Here is an 18119-nt window from a genome sequence, read left to right as displayed (position 1 = left end):
TCGTGGATCTCTCCAGCCTCATCGCCCACAACGCGGCGTTCACGCCAGACAAGCCCGCGATTCATTTCGAGGGCAAGACGCTCAGCTACGCCGTGTTCAACGCGCGGATCGAGGCGACGGCGAAGGCACTGAAGACGGAATGCGGCGTTGGTCGCGGCGATCGCGTCGCGATCCTGAGCATGAACCGGCCAGACTATCTGGTCCTGCTCTATGCCTGCGCCCGCCTCGGCGCGATCATGGTGCCGCTGAACTGGCGCCTCGCGGTCGCCGAGCAGCTCTTCATCCTGTCTGACGCCTCGGTGAAGGTGCTGGTGCTCGAGGAAAGCTTTGCGGCCATCCTCCCGTCGCTTGCGAAGGACTTGCCGGATACGCGCGTGATCGCGTTCGATTTCGCGCCTGATGCCCCCGGCCAGACATTCGACACACTGCTGTCCCGCGCTTCCGGAGATGGCCGCAATCCGCATACCGACCTCTCCTGCCCGCTGCTGATCGTCTACACGTCAGGCACCACCGGCCGCCCAAAAGGTGCCGTGCTGCGCCAGGAAGCGCTGCTATGGAACGGCGTGATGAGCCAGCACATGCACGGCATCACGTCAGACGATCACGTGCTGACCGTGTTGCCGTTCTTCCATGTCGGTGGCCTCAACATCCAGACGACGCCTGCGCTGCATCATGGCGCGACCGTCACGATCCATGCGCGCTTCACGCCCGACTCCACGCTGGAAGCGATCACGCGGGAGCGACCCACCCTGACCGTTTGGGTACCCGCGATCATCCAGGCGATGAGCGAGCATTCCGGCTGGGCTGCGACCGACGTGTCCTGCCTCAAGGCCGTATCCACCGGCTCCAGCATCGTACCGCCGCATCTGATCGAGCGTCTGACGGCACGCGGCATTCCCGTGCTGCAGGTCTATGGTTCGACCGAGACCTGCCCGATCTCAGTCTATACGCGGCTCGGCGGCGACCTGTCGCGCGCGGGATCGACGGGTTTGCCCGGCCTGTGCTGCGAAGCGATGATCATCGACGATAACGGCAATGAACTTCCCGCCAAGGCCACCGGCGAGATCGCCGTGCGCGGCCCCAATGTGTTCTACGAATACTGGGGCAATGAAGCTGCGACGCGCGAGGCGCTGCATGACGGCTGGTATCGCACCGGCGATATCGGCACGCGCGATGATGACGGTTATTTCTGGGTCCACGACCGCAAGAAGAACATGATCATTTCCGGCGGCGAGAACGTCTATCCCGCCGAGGTCGAACGTGTATTGCTCGAACATCCCGATGTCGCCGATTGCGGCGTCGTCGGCGTGCCCGATCCCAAATGGCAGGAAGTGCCCGTTGCCTATGTCCTGCTGCGGCCGAATTGCAGCGTAACGGCCGAGGCGCTGAAAGCCCATGTTCTGACGCAGCTCGCGCGCTACAAGCAGCCGCGCGACATCGTATTCGTCACAGACTTGCCGCGCACAGCGCTCGGCAAGGTGCAGCATTTCAAACTGAAGCAGGTTCAGGCGGCAACGCCGAGCGACGGAGAGACCAATTGAAGATCGCAGTATTGGGTGGCGGCAACGGCTCGTTCGCAGCCGCGGGTGATTTCGCACTGCAGGGCCACGACGTCCGGCTGTGGCGTCGCGATGCCGAAGCTGTGGCCGAACACAAGAAGGCCGGCTCGCGCATCAAGGTCAAGAATGCAAAGGGCACGCACGATACGCAGCTAACGCTGGTGACGACGGATATTGCTGAAGCGATCAAGGATGTCGAACTGATCCTCTGCCCTGCCCCCGCTTTCGCACAGCCCGATATCGCCAAACGGATCGCCCCGCACCTCAAGGACGGCCAGGTGGTCTATCTGCCGCCCGCGACCTTCGGCTCGATGATCTTCGCCAAGGCTGCGCATGACGCCGGTAACACGGCGAAGGTCGCCTTTGCGGAAACCGGTACACTGCCCTGGCTCGCGCGCAAACACGGACCGTTCGAGGTCGCCATCACCATCCGCGCCAAGCGGCTGCCGACCGGCGTGTTCCCGCTTCACATGATGGACTATGCCTGCAAGGTCATCGACAAGGCCTTCCCCGGTGTGATCGAGCCATGCGGCGATGCGTTGTCCGGCGCGCTGATGAATGCCGGTCCGATTATCCATCCGCCACTCATCGTCATGAATGCCGGGCCGCTTGAGCATTTTCCGACCTGGGACATTCACAAGGAAGGTACGCAGCCCGCGATCCGCCGCGTCACCGACGCGCTCGATGCTGAGCGCATCGCGATCCGCGAGGCCTTTGATTACAACGGCGCACATTTCCCACTGGCGGATCACTACGCCAAGGAAGGCGAAGAGTGGATGTATGGCCGCGGCTCGCATGATCGTCTCACCGACAGCGGTGACTGGCGCGAGCACATCGTGCTCACCGAGCATCGCTACATGCGCGAGGACCTGCGCACCGGCCTGTCGTTTTTCCTGTCCTGCGCCCAGCTCGCTGGCGTCAAAACGCCACTGGTCAAGGCGTTCCTCGCGATTGGCGGCGCGATCTGCGGCGAGAACTTCCTGCAGGGTGGCCGCACACTCGCAAGCCTCGGCTTCGGCGATCTCGATCAGGCCGCGCTGCTGAAGCTACTGCGCGAAGGCTTTGCCGCATGAGCGCCCGTGCCGCCATCGCATGTCTTGGCGCAGGCCGCATGGGCCGCGGCATTGCCGTCGCCTTCGCCTATGCTGGCCACAATGTCGCAATCGTCGACTTCAAAGCGCGCGAGGACGACAAGTTCAAGGCACTGGAAGCCGAGGCGCTTGGCGAGATCCGCAAAACCTTTGCCAGCATGGCGCGCTTCGGCCTGCTCACAGAAGCTGACATCGAAACACTGGTGTCACGCATCAGCGTTGTGCCGGAAGCCGGTGCGGGCGCTGCGCTCAGCAGTTCGGCGATCATATTCGAAGGCGTGCCTGAGGTGCTCGATCAGAAGCGCGATGCGCTGGCCCGCGCATCACAACTCGCAGGCCCCTCGCCGATCATCGCTTCCACGACTTCGACCATCCTTGTCGATGACATCTCCAGTGCCGTCGACCATCCCGAGCGCTTCCTCAACGCGCACTGGCTCAACCCGGCCTATCTCGTGCCGCTGGTCGAAGTCTCGCCGGGCGCGAAGACCGATCCGGCGATTACCGCGCGCGTGAAGGAACTGCTCGAAGGCATTGGCAAGGTGCCGGTCGTGTGCTCGGCCTCGCCCGGCTATATTGTGCCGCGCATCCAGGCGATGGCCATGAACGAAGCCGCGCGCATGGTCGAGGAAGGCGTTGCGAGCCCCGAGGATATCGACAAGGCGATCAAATACGGTTTCGGCTTCCGCTTCGCAGTACTGGGCCTGCTTGAATTTGTCGATTGGGGCGGCGGCGATATCCTGTATTACGCCAGCAAGTATCTCACCGACGCGCTGAACAACGACCGCTACGCGTCGCCGGAGATCGTCGGCCGCAACATGGCCGAAGGTCGCATCGGCCTCAAGACGGGCGAAGGTTTCCTCAATTATGAGGGGCTCGATGTCGATGCCTATCGCGAGGGGCGGCTATCGGCATTCGTGGATCTGCTGAAGCACTTCCAGTTGCAGAAGCCGCCGGTGCTTTGAGACACCGCGCTCTACTCTCTCGTCATGCCCGGCCTTGACCCGGGCATTCATCTTTGCCGCAAACGCCGAAGATAGTTGGATGGCCGGGTCAAGCCCGGCCATGACGAACATTGGCAGATGAGTTCGGCGGCTGAGCCGACCTCACACTTCCGGAAAGCCCCGCAGCAGATAGCTGCGCAGCCAGTGCAGCAGGCTGTTCAGGATCAGACCCAGCATCGAGATCATGATCAGCGGGACGAACATGTCCACGGTCTGGAACGTGCGCGCAGCCTGCACCAGCATGTGACCGAGGCCGTCGGTCGAGGTGATCATCTCCGCCAAGAATACCACGATGCAGGAGATCACGAGACCGATGCGGCAGCCCGTCAGGATCGACGGCATTGCGGCCGGCAGAACGACCTTGAACAGGATCTGCCAGCGCGGCGTGCCCGCGGCCATCGCCGACCAGATCAGCTTCTGCTCGACCATCGACGCGCCGTAATAGGTCGACAGCAGGATCGGGAACAGCGCGTCGGCGGTCACCAGCGTGATCTTCGACGCATGGTCGAAGCCGAGGATCAGCAGCAGTGCGGGATACAGCGCGATCTTCGGGATCGGCGCCAGCACGCGCACCAGCGGCTTGACCACGGCATTGACCGCCGGGCTCACCGCCGCCGCAAGGCCGATGAACACGCCGACGACCACGGCAATGCCGAAGCCGGCGAACAGACGGATCAGCGTCGCGGCGATATCGTGCAGAAAGTCGCCGTTGAAGAAGTCCTTCGCCAGCTTGCCGAACACGGCGCCTGGGGGTGGCAACAAGCTCGTCGGTGCGAAGCCGAATGAGATCAGCGACTGCCACAGCGCGATGAACAGCACGATCGGCGTGATGCCCAGCAGAACCGAATTGATGCGTTCCTGGTTCATGTCGTGCTCACGTGAAGCTGAGAGGCATGTCGTCGCGCGGCTGCGACCAGCGCACCAGCGACAGGCGAAGCTTCTCGAAGGCCGCGTCGAAGATGATGCCCATGGCGCCGATGATCAGGATCATCGCAAACACCGTGTCGTATTGCGCCATGTCGAGCGAGTTGAACAGGATGTTGCCGGCGCCGGACTGGCGCGCGATCATCTCCGAGGTGATCATGGTGATCAGCGCCAGCACCAGACCCGTGCGGCAACCCGTGAGAATTTCAGGCAGTGCTGCCGGCAATACGATGCGGAGCATACGCATCGGCGCCGACATGCCCATCGCCGCCCCCGACCACAGCATCTTTTCTTCGACGGCCTTGGAGCCCTGGAACGCGTGATAGATGATCGGCAAGCTGACACCAAGGAAGATGACGAGGATCTTGGAGACGTCGCCGACGCCCATCCACAGCATGATGATGGGCATCAGCGCCGCTTTCGGCACCGGATAGATGATCATCATCAGCGGATTGAAGAAGGCCGCGACAGCCTTGATGCGCCCCATCAGCAGGCCCAGCGGGATCGCAAACATCACCGCGAGTACGAGACCGATGGCCATACGACGGATAGAATCGAGAATGTTCAGCAGCGATCCCTTGTCCCCGAGGATCGACGGAATGGCCTTGATCGACTCCAGCGCCGTTGGGAAGCTTTCGGTATCCAGCCGCAGCGAGGCAATCTGCCAGACACACAGCAACCCGATGCAGGCGAACAATGGCGAAAGTGTCTTGAGCACCCCGCGCACGGTCATCACAGATGGTCCTTGCCGTCGTCGATCATCTTCTCGATATCGACAATGTATTTCTGGAACCGTGCGTCGAGCAGCAGATCGGCACGCTTGCGCGGCCGCGGCAGATCGATATCGACGATTTCCTTGATCGAGCCCGGCGAGCGCGACATCACGATCACCTTGTCTGAGAGATAGACGGCTTCTTCGACCGAATGCGTCACGAACAGCACCGTCTTGCGCTGTGTATCCCAGATGTCGAGCAGATCGTTCTGCAGCCGCGTGCGGGTATGCGCATCGAGCGCGCCGAACGGCTCGTCCATCAGCAGCACGGCGGGATCGTAGGCCAGCGTGCGCGCGATCGCGACGCGCTGCTTCATGCCACCGGAGAGTTCTTTCGGATAGAAATTCTCGTACCCCTTCAGGCCGACCATTTCCAAGAGCTTGCGGCCGCGCGTTTCGGCTTCAGCCTTCTTCATGCCCTGCTGGCGCATGCCATACATGACATTGCCGAGCACGTTCTTCCACGGAAACAGCGCGAATTCCTGAAACACCGGACCGCGATCAGGACCCGGTCCCGTGATCGCCTTGCCCTTCACCTTGGCGACGCCATCGGTGGGCTGCACGAAGCCCCCGACGATATAGAGCAAGGTCGACTTGCCGCAGCCTGATGGTCCGAGGATCGAGACGAAGGCGCCGTCTTCGATGGTGAGGTTGATATCCGACAGCGCCAGATGGCTTTGCTTGCCGGAGGTCTGGAAGCGTTGCGAGACGTGCTCGATTTCGATCATGGCGGAAGCGGGTTTGCGGCCGGACAAAGGTTCCGACTCGGCGTGAGCGTCCGAACGTAGCGACACCACCTGCATTCCCGGTCCTTCATTTGCCATGCACGCATTGCAATCACGACGGCCCGACTGTGTCCATCATGCTGACGGACGCAGCCTAGCCGGAAACTGCAATTACTTTAAGCTTCAAATTTATGCGGGCAACGCCTTTTTGCTAGTCAACGGCTGCTGCAAACAGGTCAGCGTCCCGCACCGGGCCTTTCAACGCGTTTTCCGCGTTTAGTCTCGGAAATACGGCTCCACCGGGCCCGTCAACTTGATCAGCAGCGGATTGCCGTACCGGTCCTTTGCCGCGCCGGCGGGCACCTTCACCCAGCCTTCGCTCACGCAATATTCCTCGACATTGGTCTTCTCGGTACCCTTGAAGCGAATGCCGACATCGCGCTGCAGCACTTCGGCATTGTAGAACGGGCTTCGCGGATCGGTGGACAGGCGATCGGGCAGATCGGCTGATGCGTTGGTGTTGTCGGTCATAGCAGCGCCTCGATTTTCTCTCGCAGTGATTCAGGTTTGGCGGTCGGCGCAAAACGCTCGACGACCCGTCCGGAACGGTCGATCAGGAATTTGGTAAAATTCCATTTGATCCCCGAACCCAGCAATCCGGACTTTTCAGATTTCAGATAATTATACAATGGATGCGCCCCGGCGCCATTCACGTCGATCTTCTCAAACAGTGGGAAGGTGATGTGGTAATTGGCCTCGCAGAAGCTCTCGATCGCCTTGGCGTCGCCCGGCTCCTGCGCGCCGAACTGGTTGCAGGGAAAGCCCAGCACGGAAAATCCGCGCGGCGCAAAATCCTGCTGCAGCTTCTCCAGCCCGGCATATTGCGGCGTGAATCCGCAGGCGCTGGCGGTGTTGACGATCAGCAGCACCTTTCCTTCGAACTGCTTCAGCGCGACCGGTTCACCGGACAGCGCATTCGCAGAAAAATCGGAGATGCCGGTCATCGCACTGATCCCTCTCAGGCCGTCGCGGGGTCGCAAGGCATCGGCGGGGTACCGCCGGCCTCGATGGCTTCGCCGGCCAGCAGACACAGATCCTCGCGGTAACGGCCGGCCACGACCTGCACGCCGGTCGGCGCACGGCCGACGAGGCCTGTGGCAACGCTCAGCGCCGGCAGGCCCATGAAGGGAATGCCAATCTGCGGCATCTGGGCGGCCCAGACGCGATCGAAGCCTTCCTGGCCCTGCATATCCAGATGATCCGGGAACGGCAGCTCTCCGGACATCGGCATCAGCACCACGGCATAGCGCTGCAAGAACATTTCCCAGTCGCGCACGAAGGTGGAACGGCGCACCAGCGCGCGAGACAGGCCGCCATTCTCGAAGTCCTTGAGCTTGTCCTTCTGTCCGCGCAGACAGACCAGTGCTGCGGGATCGCCCTCGCGTTCGGCCGCATCCAGCATGCCCTGATAGCCATCGCCGAACCAGAGCTGCGTCTGCAAGGCGGCGGCCTCGCGCAGGGCCGGCGTGTTCTCGACTTCCTCGACGACCCACCCTGCCCGCTCCAGCCGCTTGCCGGCATCGCGCACAGCGGCTTCGACATCGGCGGTGATGGCGAGCCCGTCGGGCCGCAGGCACATGGCGGCGCGCTTCTCGCGCGTCGGTCCTTCGAGCGGCGCCGGCACCCACCAGGGATCGCGCGCGTCGGGCTGCGACATCGCGGCGAGGCCAAGACGGACATCGTTGATGGTGCGCGCCAGCGGGCCGGACACCGCGGTGATCTGGCCGGAAATGATGCGCTCGGGCAGTGCCTGATTATAGGCGGCGATGCGACCGACGGTCGGACGCAGACCGTGTACACCGCAGGCATAGGCGGGATAGCGGATCGAGCCGGCAATATCGGTACCGTGCGCGATGTGTCCGATGCCGGCCGCGACCGCGCTGCCTGCGCCGCCTGATGATCCGCCCGGCGTCAGCGAGGGATCGCGCGGGTTTTTGGTATCACCATAGAGCTGGTTCGTGGTGAACCAGCGATAGGAAAATGCCGGGCAATTGGTGCGACCGATGATGACCGCGCCGGCCTTCAGCAGATTGTCGATCACCGGGCTGTTGGTCGTGGCGATGATCTCGTTCTGGATCTTCACACCGTTCGAGGTCGGATAGGTCGCGTAGTCGATATTCACCTTGACCGTAATCGGCACGCCGCCGAGCGGGCCGACATCGTCGCCGCGCGCAATCGCCGCATCGACCGCATCCGCCCGTGCCAGCGCCTCATTGGGTCGATGGTCGACCACGGCATTGATGGCAGGGTTCACAGCATCGAGCCGTGCGAGGCCAGCCACCGTCGCCTCCTTGGCGGACACCTTGCGGTTGCGAATGAGTGCGGAGAGGTCAGTTGCCGACAAACGCCAGAGATCGTTCATGCAGTGCTCCATTGCTTGTCGCTTGTTAACGCAGGCGGCCGGAGATTGCCAATCAGGCACGATTTCGCAGTCTCGCGGCGCCGAAGCGTCCGAGCTATGAGCATTCCTTCCCACCCTCAATCGAGAGGGCGTGCGGAACGCCGGGTGCCCGTTGCACCCTTGGGCCTGATGCGAATGCGGTCTTCCGCAATCTAGAGTGCATCAGGACTTTCGGAGGCGCCGAGCAAGTGCCCGACGTTCCGCATACGGTGTTTTTTCGGTTGCCTGCACATCTGCCATGGCGAACGGTCCCATCACCAAAATTAATGTCCCAGGGCGGAGGGACAGGGTAGCCTCAAGCGAGTAAGCCGAACGCGTTTTGACTTGGTCGTCCGTCACACTGTCCAGGGAGTCTTTCCATCCCAAGATCGGCCGTCTCCTTGCCAGTGGCAGTGCTGGCGCAGATCCGTCCTGCCCGAAGACAGCGTCACCCCCAAACCGCGTGACGCCGCATCTCCGGCGTCCACCGCATCCCACCCCGCGAACGTGACGATCGCGCTCGCCCCTCTCATCGGGGCCAGACGAAGGGGAAAATAATCCATGGCGAGATATTGTCAATAAGAAATAGGAAAAAATGTTTGGGCGCTGCGTTGCCGCCCTGCCCCAAACTGTCATTCCGGGGCGGCTGCGCGCCTTCGCGCAGACGAACCCGGAATCTCGACCTGTTCAGCGCAAAACACTTCGAGATTCCCCACCATTCCAAGTGGAATGGCTGAGGTTCGCGTCCGGCAAGTGCCGGCCGCGCCCCGGAATGACAGTGGGAGCTGAACATGTTGGGATTCCGGGCTCATTCCGGTCCGCTGTGCGGCCCGGCCTGCCCCGAAGTGACGTCGCGCGGGCGAGCCCGCGCGACGTCACTTCACCCTTGCGAGAAAATACGCCAGCTCCACGATCTGCGCTTCGGAGATCGACTGCATCACATCGGCCATGGTGGCATCGTAACCGTGGCGGGAGTTGTCCTTGTATTCGCGCATGGTCTTGGCGAGGTAGTCCTCGCGCTGATTGGCAATGCGCGGGATATTGTCGCGGCCGGAGAAATCCGCGTTGTGGCAGCTATCACAGCGGAATTGCGAGGTCAGCGCCTTGGCGGCCTGCATCCGCGCGGCATCGCCCGCCTCCAGCGCTGTCGGTTTCGGCAGCGTCGCGAGATAGTCAGAGAAACTGCGCAGATCGTCGTCGGTGAAATCCTTCACCATGTCGTTCATCGGCTCCGCGACGCGGAGCTTCTCGCGAAACATGTAGATCTGGATCAGCGAATAAGCCGGCTGCTGCGCACCGAGCGACGGCGTGTTCTCGGTTTCGGAGACACCCTTCTCGCCGTGACAACCGAGGCACGGCGCGGCGCGCTCAGTGATGGGTTCGGCGGCGAAGAGTCGGGACGTCGAGAGAAAAAGAGCTACGATGACGGCAAACGGACGCATCGGCTTTGAACTTTCTGAATACTGAAACTCCGGCGTGGCGAATTCCTTCTCCCCGCTTGCGGGGAGAAGGTGAGGATGAGGGGGACTCTCACCGCGCTCGGAGCAAGTGGAGAGTCCCCCTCACCCGACTTTCACGCACTTCGCGTGTTGCAGTCACCTCTCCCCGCAAGCGGGGAGAGGTGAGAAAACGTCGTCACTTCGCGCCCGCCACCTTCTGCTTGCCATAGGTGATGCGATAGATCGCGCCGTTCCAGTCGTCGGAGACCAGCAGCGATCCATCCTTCATCTGCAGCACGTCGACGGGGCGGCCGACATATTTGTTGTCCTCGATGAAGCCGGTGAGGAACGGCTCGACGGATTTCACCGTACCGTCCTTGTTGAGCTTCGCGACAACGACGTCACCGCCGAGCTTCTGCGTCTTGTTCCAGGAGCCATGGCGCGCGATGAAGATCGCGTCCTTGTAGGCCGCCGGGAACATCTTGCCGGTGTAGAACCGCATGCCCAAGGCTGCCGTATGCGACCCGAGCAGGCCGACCGGCGCGGTGTAGTCGGCGCAGGACTTGCCCCAGCCGAATTCCGGATCGAGGATATTGCCCTGCAGGCAGTATGGCGCGCCGAAATCCTCACCTGCCTTGGTGACGCGGTTGAGTTCATCCTCCGGCACCGCTTCCGACATCCAGTCGCGGCCGTTGTCTGTGAAGTACATCTGCTTCGTGGTCGGATTCCAATCGAAGCCGACGGTGTTGCGGACGCCCTTCACATAGATCTCGGCGCCGGTGCCATCGAGATTCATGCGGCGGATCTGGCCATGGGCCTCGTCATGCAGCACGTTGTTGCCGGGCTGGCCGACCGGCACATAGAGTTTGTTGTCCGGCCCGATGCCGATGAACTTCCAGCCATGGGCTTCGTCCTTCGGCAGGTTGTCGTAGATCATGGTCGGCTTCGGCGGGTTCTCGAGATTGTCTTCCACCTTGTCGATCTTCGAGATCTTCGACAGTTCGGCGATGTAGAGCGTGCCGTCCTTGAAGGCGAGACCGTTCGGGCGATAGAGGCCGGAGGCCAGCACCTTCACCTGGCGCTTGCCGTCCTTGTTCATGACCGCGTAGACCTTGTCGACGAGGCGCGACCCCACAAAGACCGTGCCCTTGTCGCCCTCGCGCATCGACCGCGCATTGGCCATGCCGGCGGCGTAAACCTCGATATTGAAGCCCGCGGGCACTTTCAGTTTGGCAGTCGGCAGCTTGTCGGCGGCAGACGGAATCGGCGGCGGCGCGACGGGCGCGAGTTTCGCTGCGGCAGCGCCATCGGGACGGCCGATCAGCGGCGAGCCGGGCGGCAGTGCAGGCGCGGCGGCAACGGCCGGTGCTGCGGGCGCCGGAGCGGCGGCTTGTGGTGCGGCCGGCGCAGGCGCCGCTGCGGGAGCAGCAGGCGCTGCACTCGGAGCTGCTGCAGGAGCCGGTGTTGCAGGTGATGTATCGGACTGCTGGGCAAAAGCGCCGCTTGCAAAGACGCCGATGAACGCACCGGCGAGCAATGCCCGGCGCGCAGACGTGTAGACACTCATGGATCTCTCCCCTTTTTACGGAAGCCTTCTCTGCTCGCAGCGCATGAGATGCGCCGCCCCCGAGGCTTTCCGGATCGCACTGTTGGATATTTTTATGTCGCTGCGCAATCAAAACATCACGCGCGAGCAAGCCTGTGCGGATTCCCGCAAACGGCTAGAGCCTTTTCGGTTCTGATAGAGTTAGAACCGAGGCTCTAGCATTGTGTATTGACGCGTTTTCTTGAGGCGAACCGGTGCCCACTTCGCTCGACAACGCTCTAATGCCGCGTTGCGGACTCATCGGTGGCATCGAGCAGTGCTTCGGTGAACGGAAATTCAAGCACGATCTCGCCGTCCTTGTCCGTGACTTCCAGCACCGCTTTGAGCAGATCGCTCGGCGTGCCCTCGGAGCGCAGCAATTGCAGGATCATCGACCGCGCCACATCCCAGGCATGATCGGGATCCCGCAGCTCCTCGCCTTCGGGATCGACCACCAGCTCGTCGTTGATGCGTGTGTTGAAGAAATAAAGCGGCATGGCAATTCTCTTGGCACTGGGCTTGGGCGCGGAAGACCTCAGACCACGCGAATATCCCGGAAGATGCGGCGGGCTGAGGACGAAACGATGCCTTTCAACCAAAGGCCTTCGCTATCTATGGAACGTTCTCGCCATTGCAATGTTGCAGCGCAATCGATTGTGCACTGCACGCATATTGTACCCCCGTCGCTTCACATTGTGATGACGAAGTTGTTGGCGAACCTTTGAGCAGGGAATAGAGTTATGGTTATGCAGTACCTGACTGCAGAGAAGCGGGAGAGAAATATGGCCTGGAAAGCACCTAAGATCGTCGAAGTTGCAGTCGGCATGGAAATCAACATGTACGCCTGCGCGGCGCGCAAGTAAGACTTGAGCTCAAGCTAAGTTTTGGGGGCGCCTTCGTCGACGACAGGCGCCCCGCGTCTTTTTACGAGACGCGAATTGGCCGGGATTCAGGGCGATCTCATGTTGCGTGTTGTCGTTCTTGGAGCCGCGGCCGGCGGCGGTGTTCCGCAATGGAATTGCGGTTGCCGGATTTGTCGTGCGGCGCGCAATGAGCGGCCGGACTTGCAGAGCGGTCAGGCCTCGATCGCGGTGTCGGCCGACAATGCCAACTGGTTCCTGATCAATGCTTCGCCCGACCTGCGACAACAGGTCACCGATACGCCCCAGCTTCACCCCCATCCCGATCATGTCAGGCATTCGCCTATTGCGGGCGTGATCCTCACCAATGGCGAAGTCGATGCCGTGGCCGGGCTCTTGTCGATGCGCGAGGGTTCGCCATTTACAATCTATGCGCATATGCGTGTGCTGGCGATCCTGAAAGCCAACAGCATCTTCAACGTGCTCTCGGACAAGAACGTGCGCCGCGAAGCCATCGACATCGATACATCTTTCGAACCGAAGCTGCAGGACGGCGCGCCCTCCGGCCTGGAGGTGCTGCCTTTCACCGTGCCCGGCAAGAGCGCGTGGTATCTCGAAGGCCAGGCGCATCCGGCCGGTGAAGATGGCGACGGCGATACACTGGGTCTGCGGATCGCCGAGAAGACCACCGGCAAGTATTTCTATTTCATCGCCGCCTGCGCGCGGGTGACGTCCGAACTGAAACAACGCATAGCAGGCGCGCCGCTGGTGTTCTTCGACGGCACCGTATGGCGCGACGACGAGTTGATCGCGGCGGGATTGGGCCAGAAGACCGGCCAGAGCATGGGGCATCTGTCGATGTCCGGCACGGATGGCGCGATCAGCGAACTGGCCGATACCGGCATCGCCAGAAAGTTCTTTCTGCACATCAACAATTCGAACCCGGCGCTGCTGCATGATTCCACCGAGCGCGCCGCATTGACCACCGCCGGCTGGCAGATTCCCAGCAATGGTATGGAGATCAGCCTGTGAATATATCTGCGCTGTCGCTCGATGCGTCGGTTCCGCTCGACAATGCCGCGCAACTCGAAGAGACGCTGCGGCATATCGGCGCGACGCGCTATCACAGCCTGCATCCGTTTCATAAATTGTTGCATGGCGGCAAGCTCAACAAGGGCCAGGTGCAGGCCTGGGCGCTGAACCGCTATTATTATCAGAGCACGATCCCGATCAAGGACGCGGTGGTGATCTCGCGCTTCCGCGACCGGGCGACACGCGTGGAGTGGCGGCACCGGATCGAGGATCACGACGGTGATACCGGCGCCGAAGGCGGCATCGAGCGCTGGCTGAAGCTGACCGAAGGGCTCGGTCTCGACTCAGCCTATGTGGAATCCACCGAAGGCATCCTGCCGGCGACGCGTTTCGCCGTGGAGGCCTATGTGCATTTCGTGCGCGACAGGACGCCGCTCGAAGCCATCGCCTCGTCGCTGACGGAACTGTTCGCGCCCAACCTGCATGAGGAGCGCATCTCTGGCATGCTGAAGCATTATGACTTCGTCAATCCGGACATCATGAGCTATTTCAGCCGCCGCCTGACCCAGGCGCCCCGTGATGCCGGCTTCGCGCTGGATTACGTGAAACAGCACGCCAACACCCCGGCCGAGCGCCGCGCGGTCGCCAATGCACTGATCTTCAAGACCAATGTGTTGTGGGTGCAGCTCGATGCGCTGTATCATGCCTATGTCGATGGCCATGTGCCGCCGGGCGCGTTCGTCCCGGCCAAGTAAGAAGGCAACGATGACGGAGTTGCGCAGCAATCGTCGGATCAGCGTCAGCGAGGCCAGCAAGCCAATCTTGCCGCGCCACGCCAGGCTGAAGTTCGACGAGACGCGCCAGCGCTGGGTGATTCTGGCGCCGGAGCGCGTGCTGGCGCCGGACGATATCGCCGTCGAAATCCTGCAGCTTTGCGATGGCAATCGCAGCGTCGCCGATATCATCGACCTCCTGGTGGCCAAATATGCCGCGCCGCGCGACGATATCGGCACCGATGTTCTCGCCATGCTGCAGGACCTCGCCGACAAGGGCTTTCTCACGCAAGCGCGGGAGAAGACAGCATGAGTCCTACGCTTACCGACGCCAGTCCCGTCTTCACCGATCCCGCCGACAGTCTCGCGATCATGGAGCGCACGCGCTCGACCGCAGAGACCTTCGGCATTCCCCTCGCCGTGCTGGCCGAACTCACCCATCGCTGCCCGCTGCAATGTCCATACTGCTCCAATCCCGTGGAGCTCGACCGCGGCAGCACCGAGCTGACCACCGATGAATGGAAGAAGGTGCTGTCAGAGCTTGCCGAAATCGGCGTGCTGCAGATCCACTTCTCCGGCGGCGAGCCGACCGCGCGCAAGGATATCGTCGAGCTGGTGCAGCATGCGACGGATGTGGGGCTGTATTCCAACCTCATCACTTCGGCCGTGCTGCTGACGCGAGACAAACTTTCCGCACTCGCCGATGCCGGGCTATGCCATGTGCAGATCAGCTTCCAGGGCAATGAGCCCGTGGTGGCCGACCGTGTCGGCGGCTATCGCAATGGCCACGCGAAGAAGCTCGAAGTCGCCAGATGGACGCGCGAACTCGATCTTCCGCTGACGGTGAATGCGGTGATGCACCGGCAGAACCTGCATCAGCTCAGCGACATCATTCAGATGGCTGTCGATCTCGATGCCGACCGGCTGGAAGTCGCCAATGTGCAGTATTACGGCTGGGCGTTGAAGAACCGCGCCGCTTTGATGCCGACCATCGACCAGATCGACGAGACCAGCCGCATCGTCGAGGATGCGCAGCTGCGCCTGAAAGGCATTCTCGATATCGACTATGTCGTCCCGGACTATTACGCGCTGCGGCCGAAGAAGTGCATGGGCGGCTGGGGCCGGCAGTTCTTCAACATCTCTCCATCAGGCAAGATCCTGCCCTGCCATGCCGCCGAGACCATCACCGGGATGGAATTCGAATCCGTGCGCTCCAATCATTCGATCGCCTGGATCTGGCAGAACTCCGAAGCCTTCAACCGCTATCGCGGCACCGGCTGGATGCCCGAACCGTGCCAGAGCTGCGCGTTCAAGGAAGTGGATTTTGGCGGCTGCCGCTGCCAGGCCTTCGCGCTGACCGGCGACGCCGGCAATACCGACCCGGCTTGCACACTGTCGCCCCGGCACGAAGAGATCTTCAAACTGGCCGCGACGGAATCCACTGAGGGCCGCGACCGCTTCATCTATCGCAACTTCAAAGGCGGCACGCTGGAGCCGGACGCGGACGACGTCCATGGCCGCTGATGTCCCTGCCCCGGTGAATGCGGACCTGTTTGCGCCGCTGACCTCGGAACATCTCGATGTCGGCGACGGCCACGCAATCCATGTGGAGAGCGTCGGCCGCAGCGACGGCATTCCGGCAGTCTATCTGCATGGCGGCCCCGGCTCCGGCTGCCAGCCCGATCACCGCCGGCTGTTCGATCCGCAGCGCTTTCACACCGTTCTGTTCGATCAGCGCGGCGCCGGCCGCAGCAAGCCCAAAGGCAAGCGCGAGGCGAACACGCTGCCGCATCTGATCGCCGATATGGAAACGATCCGCACCCAATTCGGCTTCGACAAATGGCTCGTGGTCGGCGGCTCCTGGGGAGCGACGCTGGCGCTGGCCTATGCGCAGGCCCATCCGGATCGCGTGACCGGCATCGTGCTGCGCGCAACCTTTCTCGGCACGCGGGAAGAATTGCACGATGTCTTCAACGTCATGCTGCCGCGGCATTATCCCGGCCTGCATGGAGACTTTCTGAGCGCCCTTGCCGAAGCCGAGCGCGCCGATCCGCTGCCGAACTTCTATCGCCGCATTCTCGATGCCGATCCGGCCGTACATGTCCCGGCGATCCGCGCCTGGGGCGGCACCGAAGCCATCCTGTCCGAAATCGCGCCGAAGCGCACACGGCTCGACCTTGCCGAGCTTGGCAACCAGACGCGGCCGATGCCGGCGACGCCGGCGATGGAAGCGCATTACTTCAAGCACGACTGCTTTATGCGGCCGCAGCAGCTCATGGAAGACGCCGGCAAACTCACCGGCATTCCCGGCGTCATCATTCAGGGCCGTTACGACTTCCTCTGCCCGCCCGCCACATCGCACGCCCTGGCCAGGCGCTGGACGAATGCCGAGGTGCGCATCGTTGAAAGCGCCGGTCACAGCCTGTATGACCCCGGCATGCGCGATGCGGTGATGAAGGCCATCGCCGATGTGGCGTCGAAACTGAAATAGGACTTCTGGAATGCCGATCAAAGGCACGGGAATGCTGATGACGTCGATGGATATCGACGCCAGCCATGAGCAGGAATTCAACGCGTGGTACGACCGCGAGCATCTCGCCGAGCGGGTCGCCATCGAGGGCTTCAATGAGGCGAGGCGCTATGTGGCCGTGAATGCCAGGCCGAAATATCTCGGGCTCTATTCAACCGCGACATTCGATGTGCTGGACAGTGATGCCTATCGCACGGCGCTGGCGAACCAGACCAAGTGGTCGCTGACCAATATCGGCCGCTTCCAGAACATGCTGCGTTCGGTGGCGCGGATCACCCTCAGCCGCGGTCAGGGCCGCGGCGCGGCGCTCGGGCTGGTGCGCATCCGGCCACCCGCCGAAGGCGCTGACAAACTGCGCAGCGCCATCGAAGCACAGCTCGATCCTGGCGATATCAACGGCATCATTTCGATGCATCTGATGGAAAGCGATCCCCGCCTCTCGAAGCCGCTCACCGACGATCCCGCCGCGCCCAATCCTGCGGCGCGCGACTGGTATGTGATGATCGACGGCACCGATGTGGATGCGGTGGCTGCGACCATGAAGGGACGCTTCAATGCGGCCATCACAGCGTTCTCGGCGGAGCTAATTTCCGAGGGGACCTACCGGCTGATGTGGGATCTGGCGAAGGCTGATCTTTGACTGGCGATCTCTGATTGAACGCATGGTACCGCTGACGCGACCAAGGTGAAATGGCCCGCAACGGGCCGCTTCATCTTGAGAGATACCAATGACCGTCCGTGTGCTGTCCCTTGTGGTTCTCACTGCCGCTTTGATCATCGGCAGCTCAGCGGCACGCGCCGAGGACGAGCCGGCCAAGGTCGATGCGGTGAAGGCAGCCGAATTCAACAAGCGCATGTTTGCCGGCCCGCTGGGTCCGAAGCTGACCTATGCCTGCTTCGTCCGGCGCTATGACGCCGAGCATCTGGCACGGCATCCCAAACAGAAGGTCAGCACCATGAAGCTGCTGGTCGTCGCCGGGCATCCGCCCGAAGAAAGCTACACGCCCTACTCGTTTCGGCTCGGCTTCAAATATCGCCATCGCAAAGGCGACTGGGATTCCAGCGGTTCTTGCGGCCAGATCCAGGATACCGACAAGGGCCAGGAAGTGAAGTTCGCATGCAGCGTCGATTGCGACGGCGGCGGCATTGCGATCGGCCTGGCCAAAGACATCGACGCGACGCTGGTCCGTGTCGAGCGCGTCCGCATCTGGCAGAACAGCAAACCCGATGAAGAACCCGGCACCGACGCGCTCACCGGCGGTGAGGACGACAAGATTTTCCGGCTCGATCGCACGGACCTGAAGGAATGTGAATCGTTGATCACGGACCGCAAGGAACTCGCGGCGATGCGCAGCAAGTGAGCGTGATTGACACCCAATCGGAGCAGG

General features: G+C 62.1%; 20 protein-coding genes. 11 read left to right on the top strand and 9 right to left on the bottom strand.

The genetic code is table 11. The annotated features are described in order from the left end of the window. The first annotated feature begins 2 nt into the window (after window positions 1–2). From SFY93_RS13265 to SFY93_RS13255, 3 genes are read left to right on the top strand one after another with little or no spacing between them, the layout of a single operon-like run. Window positions 3–1541: a class I adenylate-forming enzyme family protein gene (locus tag SFY93_RS13265; protein ID WP_320447443.1), complete on the top strand. Its 1539-nt coding sequence runs from the start codon at window positions 3–5 to the stop codon at window positions 1539–1541. Further along, complete coding sequence (locus tag SFY93_RS13260; RefSeq protein ID WP_320447442.1) at window positions 1538–2632, top strand: NAD/NADP-dependent octopine/nopaline dehydrogenase family protein; 1095 nt, start codon at window positions 1538–1540, stop codon at window positions 2630–2632. Before SFY93_RS13265 ends, SFY93_RS13260 begins: the two co-directional genes overlap by 4 nt. Continuing rightward, window positions 2629–3612, top strand: a complete 984-nt coding sequence (locus tag SFY93_RS13255; RefSeq protein WP_320447441.1) for a 3-hydroxybutyryl-CoA dehydrogenase — start codon at window positions 2629–2631, stop codon at window positions 3610–3612. The genes SFY93_RS13260 and SFY93_RS13255 overlap by 4 nt, the downstream gene beginning before the upstream one ends. A gap of 141 nt (window positions 3613–3753) precedes the next feature. Here SFY93_RS13255 and SFY93_RS13250 read toward each other — a convergent pair whose 3' ends face one another. From SFY93_RS13250 to SFY93_RS13210, 9 genes are all read right to left on the bottom strand, one after another. Then, entirely contained in the window at window positions 3754–4518 is a 765-nt protein-coding gene (locus SFY93_RS13250) for an ABC transporter permease (protein ID WP_068732140.1), read from the bottom strand. Between the two features lie 7 nt (window positions 4519–4525). Continuing rightward, window positions 4526–5308, bottom strand: a complete 783-nt coding sequence (locus SFY93_RS13245) for an ABC transporter permease (protein WP_093760676.1) — start codon at window positions 5306–5308, stop codon at window positions 4526–4528. Next, the gene (locus SFY93_RS13240; RefSeq protein ID WP_320447760.1) at window positions 5308–6150 is read right to left on the bottom strand and encodes an ABC transporter ATP-binding protein; all 843 of its coding nucleotides are present in this window, start codon (window positions 6148–6150) and stop codon (window positions 5308–5310) included. The genes SFY93_RS13245 and SFY93_RS13240 overlap by 1 nt, the downstream gene beginning before the upstream one ends. Window positions 6151–6348: 198 nt before the next feature. Next, complete coding sequence (locus tag SFY93_RS13235) at window positions 6349–6603, bottom strand: DUF3297 family protein (protein ID WP_320447440.1); 255 nt, start codon at window positions 6601–6603, stop codon at window positions 6349–6351. Further along, window positions 6600–7076: a glutathione peroxidase gene (locus tag SFY93_RS13230; RefSeq protein WP_320447439.1), complete on the bottom strand. Its 477-nt coding sequence runs from the start codon at window positions 7074–7076 to the stop codon at window positions 6600–6602. Before SFY93_RS13230 ends, SFY93_RS13235 begins: the two co-directional genes overlap by 4 nt. 14 nt (window positions 7077–7090) lie before the next feature. Then, entirely contained in the window at window positions 7091–8494 is a 1404-nt protein-coding gene (locus SFY93_RS13225; RefSeq protein ID WP_320447438.1) for an amidase family protein, read from the bottom strand. An 893-nt stretch (window positions 8495–9387) separates the two neighbouring features. Further along, the gene (locus SFY93_RS13220; protein WP_320447437.1) at window positions 9388–9954 is read right to left on the bottom strand and encodes a c-type cytochrome; all 567 of its coding nucleotides are present in this window, start codon (window positions 9952–9954) and stop codon (window positions 9388–9390) included. Window positions 9955–10147: 193 nt separating this feature from the next. After that, complete coding sequence (locus SFY93_RS13215) at window positions 10148–11518, bottom strand: PQQ-dependent sugar dehydrogenase (RefSeq protein ID WP_320447436.1); 1371 nt, start codon at window positions 11516–11518, stop codon at window positions 10148–10150. A gap of 257 nt (window positions 11519–11775) precedes the next feature. Further along, window positions 11776–12033: a DUF6894 family protein gene (locus tag SFY93_RS13210; protein WP_089267437.1), complete on the bottom strand. Its 258-nt coding sequence runs from the start codon at window positions 12031–12033 to the stop codon at window positions 11776–11778. 285 nt (window positions 12034–12318) lie between these two features. Here SFY93_RS13210 and pqqA point away from each other — a divergent pair, with 285 nt between their 5' ends. The 8 genes from pqqA (at window position 12319) to SFY93_RS13170 (ending at window position 18092) form a co-directional block, all read left to right on the top strand. Then, window positions 12319–12399, top strand: coding sequence for a pyrroloquinoline quinone precursor peptide PqqA (gene pqqA / locus SFY93_RS13205; protein WP_089267584.1), 81 nt, complete (start codon window positions 12319–12321; stop codon window positions 12397–12399). Between the two features lie 99 nt (window positions 12400–12498). After that, window positions 12499–13428, top strand: coding sequence for a pyrroloquinoline quinone biosynthesis protein PqqB (pqqB, locus tag SFY93_RS13200; protein WP_320447759.1), 930 nt, complete (start codon window positions 12499–12501; stop codon window positions 13426–13428). Window positions 13429–13430: 2 nt separating this feature from the next. Then, entirely contained in the window at window positions 13431–14183 is a 753-nt protein-coding gene (gene pqqC, locus SFY93_RS13195) for a pyrroloquinoline-quinone synthase PqqC (protein WP_320447758.1), read from the top strand. Window positions 14184–14193: 10 nt separating this feature from the next. Continuing rightward, window positions 14194–14514: a pyrroloquinoline quinone biosynthesis peptide chaperone PqqD gene (gene pqqD, locus SFY93_RS13190; RefSeq protein WP_320447435.1), complete on the top strand. Its 321-nt coding sequence runs from the start codon at window positions 14194–14196 to the stop codon at window positions 14512–14514. Beyond that, window positions 14511–15725: a pyrroloquinoline quinone biosynthesis protein PqqE gene (gene pqqE, locus SFY93_RS13185; protein WP_320447434.1), complete on the top strand. Its 1215-nt coding sequence runs from the start codon at window positions 14511–14513 to the stop codon at window positions 15723–15725. Before pqqD ends, pqqE begins: the two co-directional genes overlap by 4 nt. After that, complete coding sequence (pip, locus tag SFY93_RS13180; RefSeq protein ID WP_320447433.1) at window positions 15715–16692, top strand: prolyl aminopeptidase; 978 nt, start codon at window positions 15715–15717, stop codon at window positions 16690–16692. The genes pqqE and pip overlap by 11 nt, the downstream gene beginning before the upstream one ends. 10 nt (window positions 16693–16702) lie before the next feature. Further along, window positions 16703–17371 carry a DUF4286 family protein gene (locus tag SFY93_RS13175; RefSeq protein ID WP_320447432.1) on the top strand — a complete coding sequence of 223 codons (669 nt, stop codon included), beginning with the start codon at window positions 16703–16705 and terminating at the stop codon, window positions 17369–17371. Between the two features lie 88 nt (window positions 17372–17459). Beyond that, on the top strand, window positions 17460–18092 hold the full coding sequence (locus SFY93_RS13170; RefSeq protein ID WP_320447431.1) for a hypothetical protein: 633 nt from the start codon (window positions 17460–17462) through the stop codon (window positions 18090–18092). Window positions 18093–18119: the final 27 nt, after the last annotated feature.

Origin of the sequence: Tardiphaga sp. 42S5 (assembly GCF_034044155.1) — a bacterium.
GTDB classification, from domain to species: domain Bacteria; phylum Pseudomonadota; class Alphaproteobacteria; order Rhizobiales; family Xanthobacteraceae; genus Tardiphaga; species Tardiphaga robiniae.
Note: the sequence above shows the minus strand (reverse complement) of the source record. Positions and strands in the feature narration are given on the sequence as shown.

What these genes read in the sequence shown, in the direction of transcription:
- pqqB (WP_320447759.1), top strand. Translation starts at nt 12,499, where the DNA reads ATGTTGCGTGTTGTCGTTCTTGGAGCCGCGGCCGGCGGCGGTGTTCCG.
- pqqD (WP_320447435.1), top strand. Translation starts at nt 14,194, where the DNA reads ATGACGGAGTTGCGCAGCAATCGTCGGATCAGCGTCAGCGAGGCCAGC.
- SFY93_RS13220 (WP_320447437.1), bottom strand. Translation starts at nt 9,954, where the DNA reads ATGCGTCCGTTTGCCGTCATCGTAGCTCTTTTTCTCTCGACGTCCCGA.
- SFY93_RS13250 (WP_068732140.1), bottom strand. Translation starts at nt 4,518, where the DNA reads ATGAACCAGGAACGCATCAATTCGGTTCTGCTGGGCATCACGCCGATC.
- SFY93_RS13235 (WP_320447440.1), bottom strand. Translation starts at nt 6,603, where the DNA reads ATGACCGACAACACCAACGCATCAGCCGATCTGCCCGATCGCCTGTCC.
- SFY93_RS13215 (WP_320447436.1), bottom strand. Translation starts at nt 11,518, where the DNA reads ATGAGTGTCTACACGTCTGCGCGCCGGGCATTGCTCGCCGGTGCGTTC.
- SFY93_RS13230 (WP_320447439.1), bottom strand. Translation starts at nt 7,076, where the DNA reads ATGACCGGCATCTCCGATTTTTCTGCGAATGCGCTGTCCGGTGAACCG.
- SFY93_RS13240 (WP_320447760.1), bottom strand. Translation starts at nt 6,150, where the DNA reads ATGCAGGTGGTGTCGCTACGTTCGGACGCTCACGCCGAGTCGGAACCT.
- SFY93_RS13175 (WP_320447432.1), top strand. Translation starts at nt 16,703, where the DNA reads ATGCCGATCAAAGGCACGGGAATGCTGATGACGTCGATGGATATCGAC.
- pqqE (WP_320447434.1), top strand. Translation starts at nt 14,511, where the DNA reads ATGAGTCCTACGCTTACCGACGCCAGTCCCGTCTTCACCGATCCCGCC.
- SFY93_RS13225 (WP_320447438.1), bottom strand. Translation starts at nt 8,494, where the DNA reads ATGAACGATCTCTGGCGTTTGTCGGCAACTGACCTCTCCGCACTCATT.
- pqqA (WP_089267584.1), top strand. Translation starts at nt 12,319, where the DNA reads ATGGCCTGGAAAGCACCTAAGATCGTCGAAGTTGCAGTCGGCATGGAA.
- pip (WP_320447433.1), top strand. Translation starts at nt 15,715, where the DNA reads ATGGCCGCTGATGTCCCTGCCCCGGTGAATGCGGACCTGTTTGCGCCG.
- SFY93_RS13245 (WP_093760676.1), bottom strand. Translation starts at nt 5,308, where the DNA reads ATGACCGTGCGCGGGGTGCTCAAGACACTTTCGCCATTGTTCGCCTGC.
- SFY93_RS13170 (WP_320447431.1), top strand. Translation starts at nt 17,460, where the DNA reads ATGACCGTCCGTGTGCTGTCCCTTGTGGTTCTCACTGCCGCTTTGATC.
- SFY93_RS13210 (WP_089267437.1), bottom strand. Translation starts at nt 12,033, where the DNA reads ATGCCGCTTTATTTCTTCAACACACGCATCAACGACGAGCTGGTGGTC.
- SFY93_RS13255 (WP_320447441.1), top strand. Translation starts at nt 2,629, where the DNA reads ATGAGCGCCCGTGCCGCCATCGCATGTCTTGGCGCAGGCCGCATGGGC.